The following is a 16860-nucleotide window of genomic DNA, read 5'->3' as shown; positions in this document are numbered from 1 at the left end:
CGCCGCCCCCTCCCCGGCCGTCTGCCGTGTTCGCCCCGCTCCCCCCCGAACGCCCGCGCGATCTGGAAAGCCTGCCGCCTCCGGTCCAGAACCGACCGATCGCCAAAGGAGAGCAGGTGCAGCCCGGGCCGGAGGACGGCTGCGCGGACCGGCTCGCCCGGCTGGGCGTTGTGGCCAAGCCGCTCGCTGCGATCGAGAATGGCGCTTGCGGCGCGCCCCATCCCTTCGAGGTTTCAGGCCTTCCCGACGGGGTAACGCTCTCGCCCCCCATCACCCTCACGTGCCCCGCTGCCGAGGCGCTCGCACTATGGTCGCGCGAAGTTGTCAGCGTGGCGGCCGGCCGCGAGTTGAACACGGCGGTCAAGCGCATCGCTATCGGCACCTCTTACGAGTGTCGGTCGCAGAACCACCAGACCGGAGCCAAGCTGAGCGAGCACGCCTTCGCCAACGCGGTCGACGTCTCCGGCTTCGCATTCGAGAAGCGGGCCAGCGTCACTGTCGGGCAGACCGGCACGGACACGCCAGAGGGCCGTTTTGCCACGGCAGTACGCAGCGGCGCCTGCCGGTATTTCACAACGGTGCTGGGGCCGGGCGCCAACGCCGAGCACGCCGACCATCTCCATCTCGACCTGCGAGGCCGCAACGGCGGCTACCGCATCTGCGAATAGCGTCGTCGGGACGGCTGCCGAAGCAGTTTAGCGCTGCCCATGCGCTGCGCGCTTGACGAGATCGCGCATTTCAGGACGCGCCTAGCCAGAAGCGACAAAGCCCGTCACCGGAGGGGCAGTGACGGGCCTCGAATGTCGCAACGCAGTACAACCTTAAAGTGCGCCGACCCGGCTAACATTTGGTTACCCTAGTCCCGATCGCCCGGACCAAAGAGCCGCTCATTTCGGGCCGCTCGGTGATGGCACGCGGCGGGTCAAGACTGGAGTTGCGCGGAGACAGGCAGATGGGTGAAAGGTGGGTGTGGTATCGCCATCCGGGGTCGGGTCTATGGTCCGAGTTGCTGGTGCCAGAGAGCGCGCTCACGCCAGAGGCAGCGGCGGAACTGGGCGGTAGAGCCTTCCGCGACTGGATGACCACGGTGAACGTCAAGGAATTGATCCGTAATCCGGGAGCAGTCGAGGCGGCGCTGACGGATGCCTCGGCCCACAACGTCACGGTGCAGCCGGCGGCTGGAGGCGGGGGGTTTCACTGGATCACGGCGGAGACCGAGGCGGATGCGGTCGTGTTTGGATTGTTGACGGCGAGGGCGTGATCGAACCCCCCGCCTGGTTGCTCTGGGGTGGCCGACGGTACGGCCCAGACATAGCCGACGCACGCTATGCCCGCGACGTCGGATCGGCGGCATTCCCGCCCGGGACGCAGGGGCCGTTCTTCGTTGAGGACCGGAAAACCTGGTTTTCCGTCACCGACGCGAGCGGCATCCGGCTGGCGGCCGTCTACCACAGCGACCCTGAAGCAGGCGACCTGACGCCCGACGAGGCGCGGCGGATTGCTGTCGGGATCGCGCGACTGCCGGATTGGGTGGGACGGCCGCAATGATTACGGCCGGGGTAGCCATGAAGGCTCGTCAAAAAGGCTGGTCAGAGTGGCGCGAGCCGGTTCCCTCACCCAGCAAAGAGCCCGGGGCCGGGCGGCAATCCTTCAAGGCCGGGGTGATGGGCTTGGCCCCCCGCTCACCCGCCTCAAGTCCGAGGATACCTGTAATCCCTTGGCCAGGCACGCTTGCTGCACTTGGCGATGACGGATAGGCACATTGCAACTAGCGCGGCCTTTGCCGTCAGCGATGGCCGGGTACAGGAGTGTGAATGACAACCACAGCGGAAGCCTTGAAGCCCCTTCTCTGGGAACCCAAGAACTTGGAGCGGGCGATTGAAGCGGCCGGAGTCACTCTCTGGTCATGGAACGTGGACACCGACGCCTTTGCGATGGATGACAATGCTTATGACCTCTGGGGCATCCCGCGCGGCGTAGACGTCAAATTCGAAGATCTCTCCGCTCACATTCATCCCGCCGATCGTGACAGGGTCCGCGCGGCCTTCACGGCGACTCGATCGCTCGTTGGTCCGTATGAGATGGATTTTCGGATTATGATCGGTGACGAACTCAAATGGATCTCGGCCCGCGGCCAAGGCGACGACGCCGGCATAATCAAGCGGATCATGTTCGGCATTTTCATCGACGTCACGGGGCGCAAGCAGGCGGAGGAGAGCCGCGAACTTCTTGCGGGCGAGATGAGCCATCGGGTCAAAAACCTTCTTGCCATCGCGTCTGGCCTCGCCGTGATCACTTCTCGCTCGACCACCACGACAAAGGACATGGCCCGCGAACTGACGCTCAGGTTGACGGCCCTGGGCCGTGCGCACGACCTCGTGCGGCCAGTCCCAGGCCAGACAGAGGCCGCCTCGGCGCTGCTTGGTGATCTGCTCACCGTGCTGCTTGCGCCCTATGACGATCTCGGCGCCTTCAGCGGGCGCATTCGGGTGTCCGTGCCTAGAATGCGCGTCGGGGAATCGGCCACCACCATCCTGGCGATGGTCGTGCACGAGCTTGCGACCAACTCCCTTAAATACGGGGCCTTGTCGGTTGATACGGGCCTTCTGGACGTTTCGTGCTCGGCTCACGATAAGTCCGTTACCGTGATCTGGACTGAAAGCGGAGGACCAAAGGTCAGGGCCCCTACGGGCCCCGGTGGCTATGGGACTAAGCTCATCGAGCGCAGCGTCACCGGGCACCTGCGCGGCTCAATCGACTACCACTGGGCCGAGAACGGCATCGTGGTTACCTTGCAAGTAAGCCCGGAGCGCCTCGCCGGATAATGGTGGTCGAATGAACGCCCCAAAGGGAGGATGGCGGCATCATCTATTCGGGCCCGCCCGGCAAAGGGAAGGCTCAGCAGGCCCGTTGCAGTCTTGGGCGTCTTCCGGCCCATTTGAGGGAGTTTCGGCTCCAGACACCGCTCTCTTAGTCAGCACGGCGGCATATCGTCCGGAAGCCATCATGTTTGGGCTGATGGGTCCAGAGTGGGCCCGAGAGTCGAATAGCCGTTTTATGACACATGCAGTGGGTGCGACATTATCCACATCAATTAATTACTAAATAAATTGCAACCATATTGATCAATAGGTGTTTCCATTATGGTTTGAGACTTGGCTTAAGCCCGCAAGGGACAAAAATTGCAAAAATCTGTTTCAGCATCCTCCATCCTTCTTGCCGAGGACGAGTACCTTATCGTTGAAATGCTTCAGGGCGCCTTGCAGGAAGCCGGGTTCGACATTGTTTGCGCCAGGAACGGTGATCAAGCCACGAAGGAAATCGAAGAAGACGTGGGCCGGTTTGTCGGAATCATCACCGACGCGCATCTGGCCGCGGGTCCCGACGGCTGGCACATTGCACGCCGTGCACGTGAACTCGCTCCTGCTATTCCTGTCATTTACATAACCGGCGCGGCCGCGGCCGAATGGGCCTGTCACGGGGTGCCGAACAGCGTTCTGATCACGAAGCCTTTTGTGCCAGCTCAAGTCATAACCGCCATCGCGGGGCTGATGAACCAGGGTGACGTTTGCTGAGCCAGGGAGACACGTCGTGGTCCAGGCTCGGTGCGAACGTCATTGTTCTGCGTCGCTCAACGTCTGAGGCCTTCACAGACGAGCCGCTGCTGGAGCAGATCGTCAAGTTGCTCGACGCCATCGCGTTGGCCGAGGCATCGAGCCCAGATCTGGCCAAGCCTATCAGATCTTGCCCATCCGCGGCCTTCAGGAGTCGACCCGCATGAAGCTCACAAGAGCCCTGCTTTGCCTGACATTTCTTGGCTTAACAGCGACGCAAGCCCTCGCAGAGTGCCAGATCGCGGACGCGAAGCTGGAGGAGGCGATTCGCATACGTCCGGAGTTCAGGGGCCCTGCGAACCGGCAGAGCGTGCGCGACCTTCGCAGCTTGCGCGACGCCGCATTCACGCTGTGGTCCTATGGACGCCAGGATGAATGCGAGCGGCTCGTGGCGACGATCCGGGAGCTTGTTTCTGGACCTCCGATGGAGACGCTCGGCGGCAATGACGAGGAAGACGCGGAAGCGCAGATGGACGCCACGAAACCGCAAGCCTCTCGCGGCGCCGTGAAGGGCGAGCGCGACCGAAAGGGCGCCAAGCCGCTGGTCAACATTGAGGACCTGGCGCCCGGGATGCGGGCTGACGAGATCATCGGCGCCGAGGTGCGCAGTTCCGACGACAAGATCATTGGGGAGGTCAGAAATTTCGTGTTCGGCACGAAAGACCGGCGGGACTATGCAATCGTCGCTGCGGGTGGGTTCTTCACGCCGGGAAAGGACAGCATCGTCGTCCCAATCCGGGCCTTGAAGGTCTCGCAGGAGCGGGTCAGCTTTTTCCTCCCGATGTCACAGGCGAAGGCGAAGGCGATCCCGTTGATGCCCGACCAGGACTACCGCTGGCTCTCTGACGAGGCTTGGCGCGATCGGAACGACAAGCTGTTCGCTTCCCCCTGAACTAGGGCCGAGCGCGGCAGAGCGCCCATCAGCGGAGAGGGTAAGTAGCTTCCCGTGGCTGAATTTCCCTTGTAGGACTAAGCGCCTCGGCAAAGACCGAGAGTGAGCATACTGCCCGCTCACCACCTCACCCCGCCTCGGCGGGGTTTTCTTTGCTCGGGCGCACTCGCGATTAGCTGGTCAGAACGGCAGGAGGGGGTACAGTCTGAGGGTCCGGCGATCCTTCCCCGCGGGGCCGTTTCCGACAACTCCGCCCCGCCCTTGCGGGGTTCTCTTTGCCGCGAGCCTCGGGCGCGACGTCGTACTAGAGTTCGGACAGCGCCGGGTCGATTTCTTGCGATGACTCTGTCTGAAGCTCGAACTCCAGCCTGGCGAGGTGGCTCGAGTGCTCATTCTGGACGATTTCGAACTGCCGCAGCAGCGCCTCCGCTAACTCGCGCGACCGCCCTCCGAGCGGCAGCTGGCTGACGACCTGCTGCTGGCGTGTGACACACTTCATTCCGTCGCGAACGTGCCGGCGAACCATGTCGATCTCAGACTCCTGGGCGGCCATTCGGCGGCACCTCCGCTGGTCGAGGTTCAGATCTGGCGCACGCTACCGATAGATCGACGTCCCAAGGTTGCGGCGCCAGAGCCATCGGCCCGCTTGAACGAGTAAGCTCGAAGGCTGAGTGGGCCCTGAGGTCTCGAGAAAGTTGGCATCGCGAGTGGGAGCGGGAAATGGGAAGGCGAACATGCTTCCTTCGCCACAGATCTCAAACCGGAGCTTCGAGGTGTCCACTCCCGTGCGGGCCTTCTCGGCCGCGGCCTCCCGGGCCCCGCTGATGGCCTCATCCACGGCTTCACGGAGGTTGCGAAACTCCGCCCCCCGCTCATCGCGCAATAAGTCCTCACCATCCCGGATGTGAAAGAAGAACAGCGGCACACTGACCTCCTGCTCAGAGGCGGCGGATTTCCATCAATCCCGTGCTTGCTATTATGTTCCCATCCGCTAGGGTCCGCGCCTCTAGACATAAAGAGGGCCGCCCCGAAGAGCGGCCCCAAGTCTAGGGAGGAAACGCCCAAGGAGGGCTATGGCCATCGCTGGCCACACTCGGAAGCTAGGGTGTGCAGCGCAGCATGACAAGTGCTGCAGTGCACAAATTGCATGCATGACGAGCGCTGGAGATCTCAGCGTCGTCCGCGTCAGCCACAACGGTAGGCGACCTGGTACCCAGGCGAGCCCCATGGCGCCCAGGGCGCGATCCGAACAGGGCTATGCTCCGTAGAAGCACGCTCTCTCACGCCCCGCCGGCGGCTTAATGGTGTGCCCGCTTCGGCCCGCCCCCGTGAGCCCACACGACCCGCGATGCGCACGTCAGGATCGATCTGCGGAGCTTGGGTCGCGAGCTGGCGCAGGACCGCCGACGCGGTCTTCGCTCGCGCCGCAGCCAATGCTGCCAGGGGGCCAGTCCGCCTTGGCCTGGGTGATGCGCCCAGCTGGACCCATTCCCCATAGGGTGAACTCGCCGACGGCGTCAGTCAGGTAGTCGGTCCAGTCTCGATCGGCGCGCACCAGGGAGCCATCGATCGCCAGCAACAGCTCGGCCTCATCCGTGGTCGTGATCCGCAGCGGCAGCACGTCCCGCTGCAGCCGGCGGAGGTCGCCAAAGCCGATCCGGTTCGTCTCCAGAGCCCTGTCGGCGAACTCGCGAAGAGCGCTCATGCGTGACCCTCCCGTGGCTTCCATGGATGCGGGCAAACTCCTTGCGGGGCCCGAATGCGGATCGCAGCCGGCCTGATTGTTGGCGGGGTGGTTAGGGGTCGGTGGACGCCCTGAGGATCGTCTGCGGGCTCGTCAGGGTCAACGGGAACGGACCAGGACGGGGTGTGGCAAGCGCCGCCGGACTTGTTCCTCGGGCGGCCCTTGACCGGCCACTCACGCTTCAGGGGCGGATTCCTTAACCCTGTTTGACAGACCCTAGCGACCATACAAAAGATTGTCCTTGCTATAATCCTTAGGATGTGGCTTACTCGCCACATAGACGGACCAACAGTGAGGACTGCCATGAAACTTCCCCGCAAATTGCTCCCTGCAATTGAGATGTCAAGGCAGGAAAAGGCGGCAGCGCAGGCCGAGAGAAGGAGTCTCCTGACCCAGATTGCCAAGAAAGCCCTTGAGAGCAAGGGCTACGCGATAGGGGATTCCCTGCGAGTGCCTGGGGCGCACGGCTTCGAAGCCGCCAAGGCTGGAGAAACTGTTCGATTTGGAATTAAGACGGCCGCGGATCGGTGGCTGAGTGTCCCCCGGAATGAGGCCGGAGAATTCGGGCTTTTGGAGAAGGTGGACGTTCTACTGGTCGTAACGCTGGACGAATGGCCGAATGCTAAGGAGGTTCAGATCTACAAGTTTGATCCCGCCGAAATTATTCGGCGGGCCAAGCTGGCATACGATCAAGCAGAGCGACTGCAGCAGACCGGTTTTCAGTTTCTGCCATTCGACAAAGCAGGTGCACTGCGAGCGGGGCCTGGTCGCGCGGCCGGGTATCTTCTCGAAGTCGGAGAGATATTCTTTCGAGAGATGATCGAGTGGACTTCAAGTTCGGAGGATTCTGTGGCCGAGGTTGAACTCGAAAAGGTCTCGCCCGTTGCCCCCGAAGTTCCGGAAACCACCCCGGCGACTTCTCGGCGGTCCCTTACGCTCCAGGAGGCCAAAGACGGGTTAGCCGCGACGTTTGGCGTGAGCCCAGACGCTATTGAAATCACCATCCGGGGCTGACTCTGGCCTTAAGCGAGGGCCGACTTCGGGCGGCCGTTCCGACCATTGTAGCCGGATCGCAAAAACCCGTCCGCTAGCGCTTACCACCTAGTATGGGTGTCCTCCGTCAAGGCGCAGCCAGCGGAGTCTCGATACGTGGCTGGTTAGGCCCTGGGCCAAGCGCCCACGGTGCTAACGAACTAAACACATACCTGCTCACCACACCGCACCTGAGAGAAATACTATGAACAGCAAGCGTCCTTGGGAACTCGTTACCGATCCAAACTACTTCCGTGGCCTCATGGGTACCATGGGCACGGCCGGCCTAGGTCCGAAGGAGGACGTCTGGCTCCGCATTGGCAACATGGGCGACGGCAAGCAGCCCAACTACCAGGTCCATGGCCCGGACGGCCGCGTCATTCGCTTCCATGGCGGCACCCACGGCAAGTATCATGAAAATACCTACGTGAGCTTTGAGCCCGAAAATCTCTCTCAGGAGATCTTCACCTACCCAGACGTCGTGAAGCTACTCGCACGCTGCCTCGGGAAGGTCTGACTCAGGTCCTCTGTATGTCAGCAAGGAAATGAGACCTCCACTCCGGGGGTCTGATTCTCCTCAGCACTCTTAGGCAGCAGCCGTCATCCGACGAGGAGAGATCACCCGAATGTTACCGCCTATCCAGGATCGCGCCTACGGCGCTCTCATCGGCCTCGCTGTCGGGGATGCCCTCGGAGCCACCCTCGAGTTCGAGGAGCGTGACGAACTCCCCCATCACACGGAAATGCTAGGCGGCGGTCCCTTCGCGCTCAATCCAGGCCAGTGGACCGATGACACCAGCATGGCGATCGCACTTGCCGAGAGCCTGATCGCTCATCCGGAGTTTGACCCCGTTGATGTCATGAAGCGCTTTGTCCGCTGGGCCGACCACGGCGACTATTCCTGCACGGGAACCTGCTTCGACATCGGCATCACCACCCGGCTGGCGCTGAACCAGTTCCATAAGACCGGAGAGCCCTATGCCGGTTCGACCGATCCGGAATCGGCCGGTAATGGCTCAATTATGCGGCTATCTCCGGTTGCACTGATCACAGTGTCAGATGCGGCCAGAGGTCGACGAATGGCGGCGGACCAATGCCGTCTGACGCACGCAGCCCCAGCCTGCATCGAAGGTTGTGTGTTCTTGGTCGAAGTGCTGCGCAACTTCATCCGCGGTGAGGAGAGCGGGCTATCTATGCCGCGCTTCGACTGCCGGCCGATCAGCGAGGTCGCTGCGGGGACTTATCGGAACAAGGGCCGCGAACAGATTCGTTCATCGGGTTACGTCGTTCACACATTGGAGGCGGCGCTCTGGGCGGTGCATTCCACGCACAGCTTCGAGGATGCACTCGTCATGGCCGTCAATCTGGGCGGCGACGCTGACACGGTCGGCGCGGTAGCTGGCCAAATTGCAGGCGCCCGCTATGGCCTCTCCGCCATTCCGAAGCGCTGGCTTGAGCCTTTGGCTTGGCGCAACAAGCTAGAGGCGCTTGCGTCAGACCTCGTCCGCCTCGGCTAGCCCTCTTGGGATGACGGCGCGTGATTTGCCGAACTCATACGCGCATACGGGCTCGTGAACACACCTTCTCAACCATCCCGACAGACGGTCGCCCCATCCGACCCGAATTCCGCTTAAATGAGTGGCTTAGGGCCGGCAGAAAGTCCCAAGCTGCTAGCCATTGCACGCGGCTAGGCTCGGACGCTCGTTTCAGGCGTGTGGCTCAAAGTAGGTTTCGCTGCATATGAAGAAGAATGAACAAGCCCTAGCTTTGGCGGCAGTCCTGACCCTTGCTCTGACGAGCGCATCCTACGCGACTATGCCTCAGCTGACGGCTAAGCCGCGCCAACCCACAACTGCGAGTTGCACGAACTGGGCCAAGATGCAAGAGCACAACGACGACGTGTTCTTTATGTGGGGCACACTTGAAAGCGGCAGAACAGACCCCAAGGTTGCCGTTGAGCGCCTCGTGAGGTTTTGTGTGACTGGGAGCGAACCGCCGGAGCTCGTATATTTCTTTTCTAGTGTGGGAATGGCGAACGCGTATTGCGAAAAGCATGCTCAGCAAGGCATATGCCGAAATAGGAAATAACGTGCTTACCCGTAAAATCTCCGCTTTTGCCGCTCTCTTCCTTCTTTCTTCTTCGGCTGCACTGGGGCAGGAGCTTACTAGATGCGACACGCTCGCTGCATTTCCATTCGATCCGCAGCGTGTGACGCAGGGTGTCACCTACGAACGCATCCCTGACCAGGCGATAAAAGCCTGCGAGGACGCCGCCGGACGCTTTCCAACCAGCGGGCGAGTTTGGTTTCAGCTGGGACGCGTGCTGGAGCGCGTCGGCCGGGTTAGGGACGCCATCGACGCCTATCGCAAAGCCATGACGCTTGGTCATCCAGGCGGAGCGAATAACCTTGGAGAACTACACAGGCAGGGCAAGGGCCTGACGCGCGACCCCGCCGCGGCGAGGCGCTTTTTTGCGCTCGCGGCCGAGCAGTCCTATCCGGAAGGAGCCTTCAATCTCGCCAATGCCCTGCTGGCGGAGCCCGGCTACGAGTATGCTGAAGTTGTTCGTTTGCTGGGCATCGCGGCCGAGGTGGATTATCCCGGCAGTAGGCGCAAACTCGCCGCCATGGCTCGTGCCCCAGCTTCTCCGCCAGGCGACGCCTACAGTGTATCCCCGGGAACGCCGCTTCGCGCGGAGTTGATGAACGCATTGCGCCCCTCAGTCGAAGTGGAACTGAACCCGCCGATTGAGTTTCGCGCCTACGAGATCAAGGTGGCGGGCGACTGGGCCTTCATGCAGGTTATGCCGCAGCGTCCTGGGGGGCAGCCAGTGCGCGTCCTGGAGACGCCGCGCGCATCCCATTACAAGATTATAGGAAATAACGTGCATACAGAGGCTGTCCTCCACCGGACCGCAGGCATCTGGCGGGTCGAGGAGGCGGCAGTCGGCAGTACTGATGTCTGGTTTTTGCCGTGGTGCGACCGGCTGCCCAAGGCGCTCTTCCGTCGCGGCGTCGAGAAAAGCGCCTGCGACCCGTAGGCCCCGTCAGGAGTAAGATAGTGTTGCACGGCTTGCTGGTATTCTCCGTCGGCGTATTGGCACTTTTCCCAACGAGTGGCTTCGCTAAGACAGCGAAGTGCCTGCTCGTTGTCGAGGGACGCACATACATCCAGAACCGGTGCGAGTTCTCGGCGGAAAAGGACGGTAGTTTCCAAATCATGGACGTTGGCAGAACCGGTCGTGTCCACTATTTCGCAAATGTGCGGGTTACGACGGAGGGGGTCGCCGAGGCGTTCTGGAATGAGGAGGAGGGGGCCAACCACGCCCACACGCCTCTAGGGACTGTTTCACGTTCAAAGGGCTGCTGGACTAACAAGCAGGCCACGATCTGCGCTTGGTGAGCGGGACACCAAGGAGGCATGCCGATCACACCGGCGCTATCGGCGGCATGCGCCGCTTATCCTGCGCTTCCTGGGAGGCGATGCGGGATAGCGGTCTCCACCTTGCGCGATGAACTTCGTCTGTCAGCGAACTAAGGGGCTCGCACATCGCGGATTCCTACTCGCATTGGCGCGACTGGACGATCACCTTGGTCATGGATTGAACGCAGCGGGGTCGAGTTCCGAAGGTGACCTTTGGCGCTTGATTGCTTTGGAGGCTAAGATGAAGTTCTTCCTGGCCATTGCGGGAATGATTGCCGGGCTGAGTGCCCCGGTAATCGCTCAGCAGCGGCCCATATCCCGAGCGCCGAACACGATCCAAGAATTGTTCGCGTTCCTCGGCCAATGCGTCTCTCTGCCCGCCGGGAGCGAGGGCTCAGAAATCACGTTGCGGTTCAGCCTCAATCACATCGGAGTTTTGCGAGGAAAGCCGTTAGTCGCCTATTCGAAGCTGACAGGCGATCAGGACACCCAGAGGAAGTTCATCGCGGCGGCTTTGGCCGCGTTAGATAAATGCACTCCGGTGCCGATGACCGAGCACTTCGGGAAGGTGGCGGGTCAGAAGATGATCTTGTGGCGGATCATCTCGCCAGAACGTCGGGCCTGATCGGAAGATGGCTAGGCCACATCCCGCTGCAAATGCAGGACTGAATACAGCGGCGGACGGCTGCAGAGCGGCGGCGCACAAAGCGCCAGAGCGGGAGCAGACGGCCACAGCGTGACTCAGGGGTGAGTCAGGACGGGCGGAGGCCGGGCAGCCTGCTAGGGGCGGTAGCGGAGACGCGCCAAAGCCCGCCAGCAGGCCTCCTAGGCCCGTAACGCGCTCCAGGCAAAAAGAACCCCGCTCGGAGCGGGGAGGTGGGAGGAAACAGCCCGGCTGGAGTGGTCAGGCCGAGCATGAGAACTGTTCCGCGTAGCGCCGCTCTGACCAGTGTTTCGACCGAGCGCGCGGTCCGTATCTGCGGGAGCGTACCGGCGGGCTGGGGAGCCGACTGATCCCAGCCGCAATGCGCCGTGCCTAGTTGCGGGTGAGGTCACAGCCTTTCCCCTCAGGGGATCATCGGAGTCCCCAAAAGGGGTTTTCGGAGCAGTACGCGCCCGCGCACGAGGCAAGTTGGAAAGCCCGACGGATGCCGACATGCTGGCTTAGATGAGCGCCAGGCTGCCCGTCCGGCAGGCCCCCGTCGCCCGGGAGGGTTTCACGCCGAGGCCTCAGCCGTGGTCGTCAGGCCCTTTTCCAGTCGCTAGCTACGCCGTCCGATTTGTCCGACAATCGGATAAATCGGATATGCGCGTACGAGAGCCAACGAAATTGATCTCGCTCCCTATTAATATGGCCGGAATGCCGGGCCATCGCTCACGCGCGCGTATCCGATTTATCCGACGGGGCACCTACGGTCAGTAGCGTCGGACCACTTGGCCAGCATTCAGCTTGCCCAGGGCGTCGGCAGGGAGCGCCTCAACGGCTTCGATCTGGGCCTGGTGGGCTTACCGCCTCGAGAACCGCCGTATCGCGCCCACTGCTTCTCGCGGGTCAGAGTAGGCACCGCCCAGCCTGCCACCATAATTCGCCCTCCTCCATCGAACGGCGATGGGAGCGGCTAAAAGGCGCACGGGCAATAGCTCGTCCCGCCTAGACGTCCATCACTGTCCGACCACGTACGAGGGCGCTTATTCGACGTATATTGGACGAGTTCGGCTTCGAGCTACGTAACCCTTTGAAAACGTTGGCGCTCCCAAGGGGACTCGAACCCCTGTTTTCGCCGTGAGAGGGCGACGTCCTAGACCGCTAGACGATGGGAGCGGCTCGCTGGCGGGCTGGGCCGCCGCGGGAGCCCTCCTATACCGACCCCCGCCGGGCGCTTCAAGCGCAAATGCGGGGGGCGGATCGGAAAAAGCGCGCCGGGCGGACCGGCGCTGAAGTAGCCGGCGAGCCGCTCAGGCGGCCAGCAGGCGAGCGATGACGCGCTCGAATTCGTTGCGCAGGCGGTCGGCGGTCCGCTGCATGGCGTCGGAGGCCGCGCCCACCACGTCGGCCGCCGCGAGCGTGCTCTGGGCCGCCCGCGTCGCGTCCGTCACATGCGCGCCGAGGATCATCGTGTCGCGGGCCAGGTTCTGGATCACGGACGCGATCTCGTGCGTGGCGGCGTGCTGCTGCTCCACTGCGGCCGCGATTTCCGAGGCCTGGCCGTCGACCGACTGCATGACGGTGACCACGGCCGTGACCGCGTCGACCGTCACGTCGGTGACGGTGCGGATCTCCTGCACCTGGCTCTCGATGGCGAGGGTGGCCTTGGCGGTCTCCCCAGCCAGATGCTTCACCTCGCTGGCGACCACGCTGAAGCCGCGCCCGGCCTCGCCGGCGCGCGAGGCCTCGATCGTGGCGTTCAGCGCCAGGAGATTCGTCTGCGCGGCGAAGTTGCGGATGACGTCGACGAAGTTGGCGATCCGGCTCATGGCCTCCGACAGGTCCGCCGCTTTCTGGCGGGTCTGGAAGGCCTTGGTGGTGCCGCCCTCGATCAGGAAGGCGGTGTCGCTCATGCGCTCGCCGATCTCGGCGACCGCCTTGGTGAGCTCCTGGGTCGAGACGTTGATGAGCGAGATGCCGTCGTTGGAGGCCAGCGCCGCCTGTTCGGCTCGTGCGGCGGTGGCGGCCGAATCGGTGGCCGAGTTCGCCAGATGCTGGCTGGTGGATTTCAGCTCCGTGGCCGAGGCGTGGATGCCCTCCAGCAGCGAGGTCACGCTGCTGCGCGCGTCCGCGATCGTCTCGCGCAGGGAGCGCAAGGCCGCGCCGTCCAGCTCGGCCCGGGCCGCGGCCTCGTCGGCCAGACGCGTGGCGACGCGGCTGGCGGCGGCGGCCTCCTCCATGGCGGCCTCGGTGGCCTTGAAGCTCTGGACCAGCCGGCTGGCGATCAGGGCCAGCGCCGAGACCTCGACCGCCACGATGAAGCCGTGCAGGGCCACCCGCCCGATATGGGAGGCCTCGGGGAAGACGGCCGCCGGGTAGATCGCGTTCAGCGTCAGATGGTGGAGCAGGATGAACCCCGCCGCCGCCGCCAGCGAGCGCCAGCAGCACCAGCTCGCCGTGATGGCCAGCATGGCGAAGAAGTACATGTGGGCGTCGACCACGACGCCGCTGGATTCGGCGCTGGCCAGGAACAGCGCCGCGAAGCCGGCGGCCATCAGGCCGGTGCACAGGCGCGTGTTCAGCCCCGTGCGGTCGTGCCGCCACAGCAGGGTGCAGGCGAGCGTGCCGACGAGGCCCGTGATCAGGATCGCCTGACCGTAGCGCGACGGCGCCAACGCCTGCAGGACGAGAAGCGCGACCGCGTTCAACCACAGGAACGCGATGAAGCGGGCGCCGACCCAGCGGCGAAATTCAGAAAGGCTCGTCACGAGGCCGCTCCGCGCGGCTCGAGACAGGCGCCGAGCCCCAGGGGATCGAGCACGAGCCAGGCGCCGGCGGCGCTCAGGCGGTCGCGGAAGGCGCCGTCCTCGGCGTCAGGCCCGTCCGTCTCGGCGACGGCGATGAACGGCCAGCGGCCAAGGCGCACCACCCGGCCGTCGGCTGCGGCGACGACGCCAAGCGCGCCCTCGGCCCGGAACGGGTTGACCACGACGGCGACGGGGCCCCGGGGCTCCGGGGCGGAGCGGGCCAGGACGGCGGGGATGAGCGGCGCGCACACGAAGGCGGCGGTCAGAAGAAACGTTCTCATGGGGGGCTCGCGTTGACGGCCCACCATGCGTCGCAAGGTTTGAAGAAGTGCTACGCGCAAGGCGCGGAAAGCCGGCGAATGGGGCGCTCGTGGCCGGGGGGGCCTGCGACATTTCGCCCGCCCCGTGCGGCGGCGTCAGGCTGCAACCCACCTGTCGAGGTCGGGCTCGCCGCCGATCAGGGCCAGACCCGACGCAATGGATTCGAACTGGTCCGACGAGGTCAGGCGGCGTTCGCCGAAGCGCTCCAGGAACACGCGCCGGATGGCCGGGATGAAGGAGGACCCGCCCGTGAGGAAGACGCGTTCGACCTGGTCGGCCAGGGTCCCGGCGCGCGCGAGCGCTTCGTCAAGGGCGCCCGCGATCCGCTCGATGTCGGGCGCGATCCAGCCCTCGAAGTCGGTGCGGGCGATGCGGGCCGCGATGTCGACGCCGCCGTCCTGGAAGCGGAAGTCGACCGCGTCCTGCGAGGACAGGCCGATCTTGGCCGCCGACACCGCGCGATAGAGGGCGAAGCCGAGGTCGTTCTCCACGATCTCGATGAAGCGCTCCAGGGGTTCGGGGTCCACGGCCGCGCGGGCGAGCTGGCGTAGCTCCTTCAGGTCGCCATTGGCCTTCATCATGGCCAGCTGGTTCCAGCGGGCGAAATTGGCGTAGTAGTGCGTCGGCAGCGAGAGGAGCTTGTCGAAGGAGCGGTAGTTTGCGCCCTTGCCCAGGCGCGGCGAGACCACCTTGTCGATGATGCGATAGTCGAAGGTGTCGCCCGCGACGCCGACGCCGGCGTGTCCCAGCGGCCGGGCGCGGCGCGCCCCGTCGGTCCCCTCGAAGCGGATCACCGAGAAATCGCTGGTGCCGCCGCCGAAATCGGCGACCAGCACGGTGGCGTCCTTCTCCAACTGCTGGGCGTAGAAGAACGCCGCCCCCACGGGCTCATAGACGAAGCGGGGCGCCGCGACGCCCAGCCGGTCGAAGGCCGCCTGGTAGCGCCGCATCGCCAGCGCCTCGTCCGGCGCGCCGCCGGCGAAGCGCACCGGCCGGCCGACCACGACGGAGCCTCCGTCGGGCGACACGCCGGCATGGCCCAGCACGTTGGACAGGAAGGCGTGCAGCAGATCCTCGAACCGGTAGCGCGCGCCGAAGATGCGCGTGTCCTGGAACGACGAGCTCGCCGCGAAGGTCTTGAAGGACTGGATGAAGCGGTGGTTGGAGAGCCCCTCCAGGAACTCCTCCACGGCCCAGGGGCCGCCCTCGATGCGGGTCCGCTTGCCGGCCCGGCCGCCATCCTCCCAGAAGCACAGCGCAGAAATGAAGGCCGTGCCGTCGCTGGCGTGGCGGCCCTCATGGCGGAACCGCACGACGCTGGCCGGATGGCCCGGACGCGACAGCGCCACCACCGTGTTGCTGGTGCCGAAATCGATGCCGATCGAGACCGGGCCGGGAGAGGAGGGCGAAGCGCGCGTCATGGGGACCGTCGGAAAGGCGCCGTCAGGCGGGTCGAACGAGAAACGGACGCATCCTGGCGAATGCGCCCGTCCGGGAGACCTGGCGCGAGGCGGGGCGCCGCGCGCGGGAAGGAGCGATCACTTGACGGCGAGGAGCTCGACGTCGAACAGCAGCGTCGCGTTGGGCGGGATCACGCCGCCGGCGCCGCGGGCGCCGTAGCCGAGTTCGGGCGGGATCACCAGCTTGCGGCGGCCGCCCACCTGCATGGTGGAGACGCCTTCGTCCCAGCCCTTGATGACCTGGCCGCGCCCGATCGTGAAGGAGAAGGGCTCGTTGCGGTCGCGCGAGCTGTCGAACTTCTTCCCGTCCTCCAGCGTGCCCGTGTAGTGGACCGTGCAGGTCTGGCCGGGCTTGGGCGTCGCGCCCGTTCCGACCGTGACGTCCGTGTAGCTCAGGCCCGAGGCTGTCTTGTTCATCTTGGTCTCCGTCTGCGCCGACGCGGCGGCGGGAAGCATGGGAACGGCGATCAGCGCCAGGACGGTGCGGCGGGATAGACCGCCCTTGTCCGCAGCGCGCGTGAGGTCGGTGCGCATGGGGTTCCCTCTGTTTGGCCCTCCGCAGTAGTCGGGCCGGCCCGGAACGGCAAGCGCGGCCGCCGCCGCAGGAGGATCCGATGGGCGCGCCATGCGCTTTCCGGGTAGGAAAAGACGAATTTTCTGATAAACGATATCCATCACCGCGTGCGAATCGCCCTCGGTGACAGCACTGGCGTGGGCGGCTCGCCTCTCCGAGCTGTCCCAACCGCATCTCTGAGAAACAGGTCGTCAGCACACGTCATGATCCGTGTCGCTGATCGTTGGCTGCCAGGTCCGATGCGTTCTGTTCCAGCCTGGACCAGAACCGTCGCAGATTTCGCACGTCTGCTTCGCGATTCCAGTTGACCACAAGCTCCGGACACGGCATTCACCGTCGGTACTGAA

18 protein-coding genes and 1 tRNA gene are annotated in these 16860 nt (G+C 64.2%); 11 read left to right on the top strand and 8 right to left on the bottom strand.

Features of this window, described 5'->3' with window-relative positions; translation table 11 throughout:
• Nucleotides 1-116 precede the first annotated feature (116 nt).
• The 6 genes from ABEG18_RS19180 (at nt 117) to ABEG18_RS19155 (ending at nt 4506) form a co-directional block, all read left to right on the top strand.
• Nucleotides 117-668: an extensin family protein gene (locus tag ABEG18_RS19180; RefSeq protein ID WP_406854646.1), complete on the top strand. Its 552-nt coding sequence runs from the start codon at nt 117-119 to the stop codon at nt 666-668.
• Nucleotides 669-952: 284 nt separating this feature from the next.
• Entirely contained in the window at nt 953-1261 is a 309-nt protein-coding gene (locus ABEG18_RS19175; protein WP_406854645.1) for a hypothetical protein, read from the top strand.
• A complete protein-coding gene (locus ABEG18_RS19170) occupies nt 1258-1548 on the top strand; it encodes a hypothetical protein (RefSeq protein ID WP_406854644.1) in 291 nt (96 codons plus the stop codon). The genes ABEG18_RS19175 and ABEG18_RS19170 overlap by 4 nt, the downstream gene beginning before the upstream one ends.
• Nucleotides 1549-1814: 266 nt before the next feature.
• The gene (locus tag ABEG18_RS19165) at nt 1815-2825 is read left to right on the top strand and encodes a sensor histidine kinase (RefSeq protein ID WP_406854643.1); all 1011 of its coding nucleotides are present in this window, start codon (nt 1815-1817) and stop codon (nt 2823-2825) included.
• 357 nt (nt 2826-3182) lie between these two features.
• Nucleotides 3183-3575: a response regulator gene (locus ABEG18_RS19160; protein ID WP_406854642.1), complete on the top strand. Its 393-nt coding sequence runs from the start codon at nt 3183-3185 to the stop codon at nt 3573-3575.
• A 202-nt stretch (nt 3576-3777) separates the two neighbouring features.
• The gene (locus tag ABEG18_RS19155) at nt 3778-4506 is read left to right on the top strand and encodes a PRC-barrel domain-containing protein (protein ID WP_406854641.1); all 729 of its coding nucleotides are present in this window, start codon (nt 3778-3780) and stop codon (nt 4504-4506) included.
• 304 nt (nt 4507-4810) lie between these two features.
• On the opposite strand, the gene ABEG18_RS19150 is transcribed toward ABEG18_RS19155, so the two are convergent.
• The 3 genes from ABEG18_RS19150 to ABEG18_RS19140 all read right to left on the bottom strand — a co-directional run bounded on the left by ABEG18_RS19150 (nt 4811) and on the right by ABEG18_RS19140 (nt 6211).
• On the bottom strand, nt 4811-5059 hold the full coding sequence (locus tag ABEG18_RS19150; RefSeq protein ID WP_406854640.1) for a hypothetical protein: 249 nt from the start codon (nt 5057-5059) through the stop codon (nt 4811-4813).
• A 42-nt stretch (nt 5060-5101) separates the two neighbouring features.
• Entirely contained in the window at nt 5102-5431 is a 330-nt protein-coding gene (locus ABEG18_RS19145) for a DUF6894 family protein (RefSeq protein WP_406854639.1), read from the bottom strand.
• 432 nt (nt 5432-5863) lie between these two features.
• Nucleotides 5864-6211: a hypothetical protein gene (locus tag ABEG18_RS19140; protein WP_406854638.1), complete on the bottom strand. Its 348-nt coding sequence runs from the start codon at nt 6209-6211 to the stop codon at nt 5864-5866.
• A gap of 342 nt (nt 6212-6553) precedes the next feature.
• Here ABEG18_RS19140 and ABEG18_RS19135 point away from each other — a divergent pair, with 342 nt between their 5' ends.
• The 5 genes from ABEG18_RS19135 (at nt 6554) to ABEG18_RS19115 (ending at nt 11330) form a co-directional block, all read left to right on the top strand.
• Nucleotides 6554-7264 carry a hypothetical protein gene (locus ABEG18_RS19135; protein WP_406854637.1) on the top strand — a complete coding sequence of 237 codons (711 nt, stop codon included), beginning with the start codon at nt 6554-6556 and terminating at the stop codon, nt 7262-7264.
• Between the two features lie 223 nt (nt 7265-7487).
• Nucleotides 7488-7799 carry a hypothetical protein gene (locus tag ABEG18_RS19130; protein ID WP_406854636.1) on the top strand — a complete coding sequence of 104 codons (312 nt, stop codon included), beginning with the start codon at nt 7488-7490 and terminating at the stop codon, nt 7797-7799.
• A gap of 109 nt (nt 7800-7908) precedes the next feature.
• On the top strand, nt 7909-8799 hold the full coding sequence (locus tag ABEG18_RS19125) for an ADP-ribosylglycohydrolase family protein (RefSeq protein ID WP_406854635.1): 891 nt from the start codon (nt 7909-7911) through the stop codon (nt 8797-8799).
• Nucleotides 8800-9335: 536 nt separating this feature from the next.
• Entirely contained in the window at nt 9336-10322 is a 987-nt protein-coding gene (locus ABEG18_RS19120) for a hypothetical protein (RefSeq protein WP_406854634.1), read from the top strand.
• A 624-nt stretch (nt 10323-10946) separates the two neighbouring features.
• The gene (locus ABEG18_RS19115; protein WP_406854633.1) at nt 10947-11330 is read left to right on the top strand and encodes a hypothetical protein; all 384 of its coding nucleotides are present in this window, start codon (nt 10947-10949) and stop codon (nt 11328-11330) included.
• 1121 nt (nt 11331-12451) lie between these two features.
• Here the strand turns inward: ABEG18_RS19115 and ABEG18_RS19110 are convergent.
• The 5 genes from ABEG18_RS19110 to ABEG18_RS19090 all read right to left on the bottom strand — a co-directional run bounded on the left by ABEG18_RS19110 (nt 12452) and on the right by ABEG18_RS19090 (nt 16473).
• Nucleotides 12452-12527, bottom strand: a tRNA-Glu gene (locus tag ABEG18_RS19110).
• Between the two features lie 134 nt (nt 12528-12661).
• Nucleotides 12662-14119 (bottom strand): methyl-accepting chemotaxis protein, encoded by a 1458-nt coding sequence (locus ABEG18_RS19105; protein ID WP_406854632.1) that lies wholly within the window; start codon nt 14117-14119, stop codon nt 12662-12664.
• A complete protein-coding gene (locus tag ABEG18_RS19100; RefSeq protein WP_406854631.1) occupies nt 14116-14439 on the bottom strand; it encodes a hypothetical protein in 324 nt (107 codons plus the stop codon). Before ABEG18_RS19100 ends, ABEG18_RS19105 begins: the two co-directional genes overlap by 4 nt.
• Nucleotides 14440-14574: 135 nt before the next feature.
• Nucleotides 14575-15900, bottom strand: a complete 1326-nt coding sequence (locus tag ABEG18_RS19095) for an Hsp70 family protein (RefSeq protein ID WP_406854630.1) — start codon at nt 15898-15900, stop codon at nt 14575-14577.
• 117 nt (nt 15901-16017) lie between these two features.
• The gene (locus ABEG18_RS19090) at nt 16018-16473 is read right to left on the bottom strand and encodes an FKBP-type peptidyl-prolyl cis-trans isomerase (protein ID WP_406854629.1); all 456 of its coding nucleotides are present in this window, start codon (nt 16471-16473) and stop codon (nt 16018-16020) included.
• Nucleotides 16474-16860 lie beyond the last annotated feature (387 nt).

It is taken from the genome of Alsobacter sp. KACC 23698, assembly GCF_045348435.1.
Classification (GTDB): domain Bacteria; phylum Pseudomonadota; class Alphaproteobacteria; order Rhizobiales; family Beijerinckiaceae; genus Alsobacter.
The sequence above is the reverse complement of the archived record's forward strand: the minus strand, read 5'-3'. Positions and strand labels throughout refer to the sequence as shown.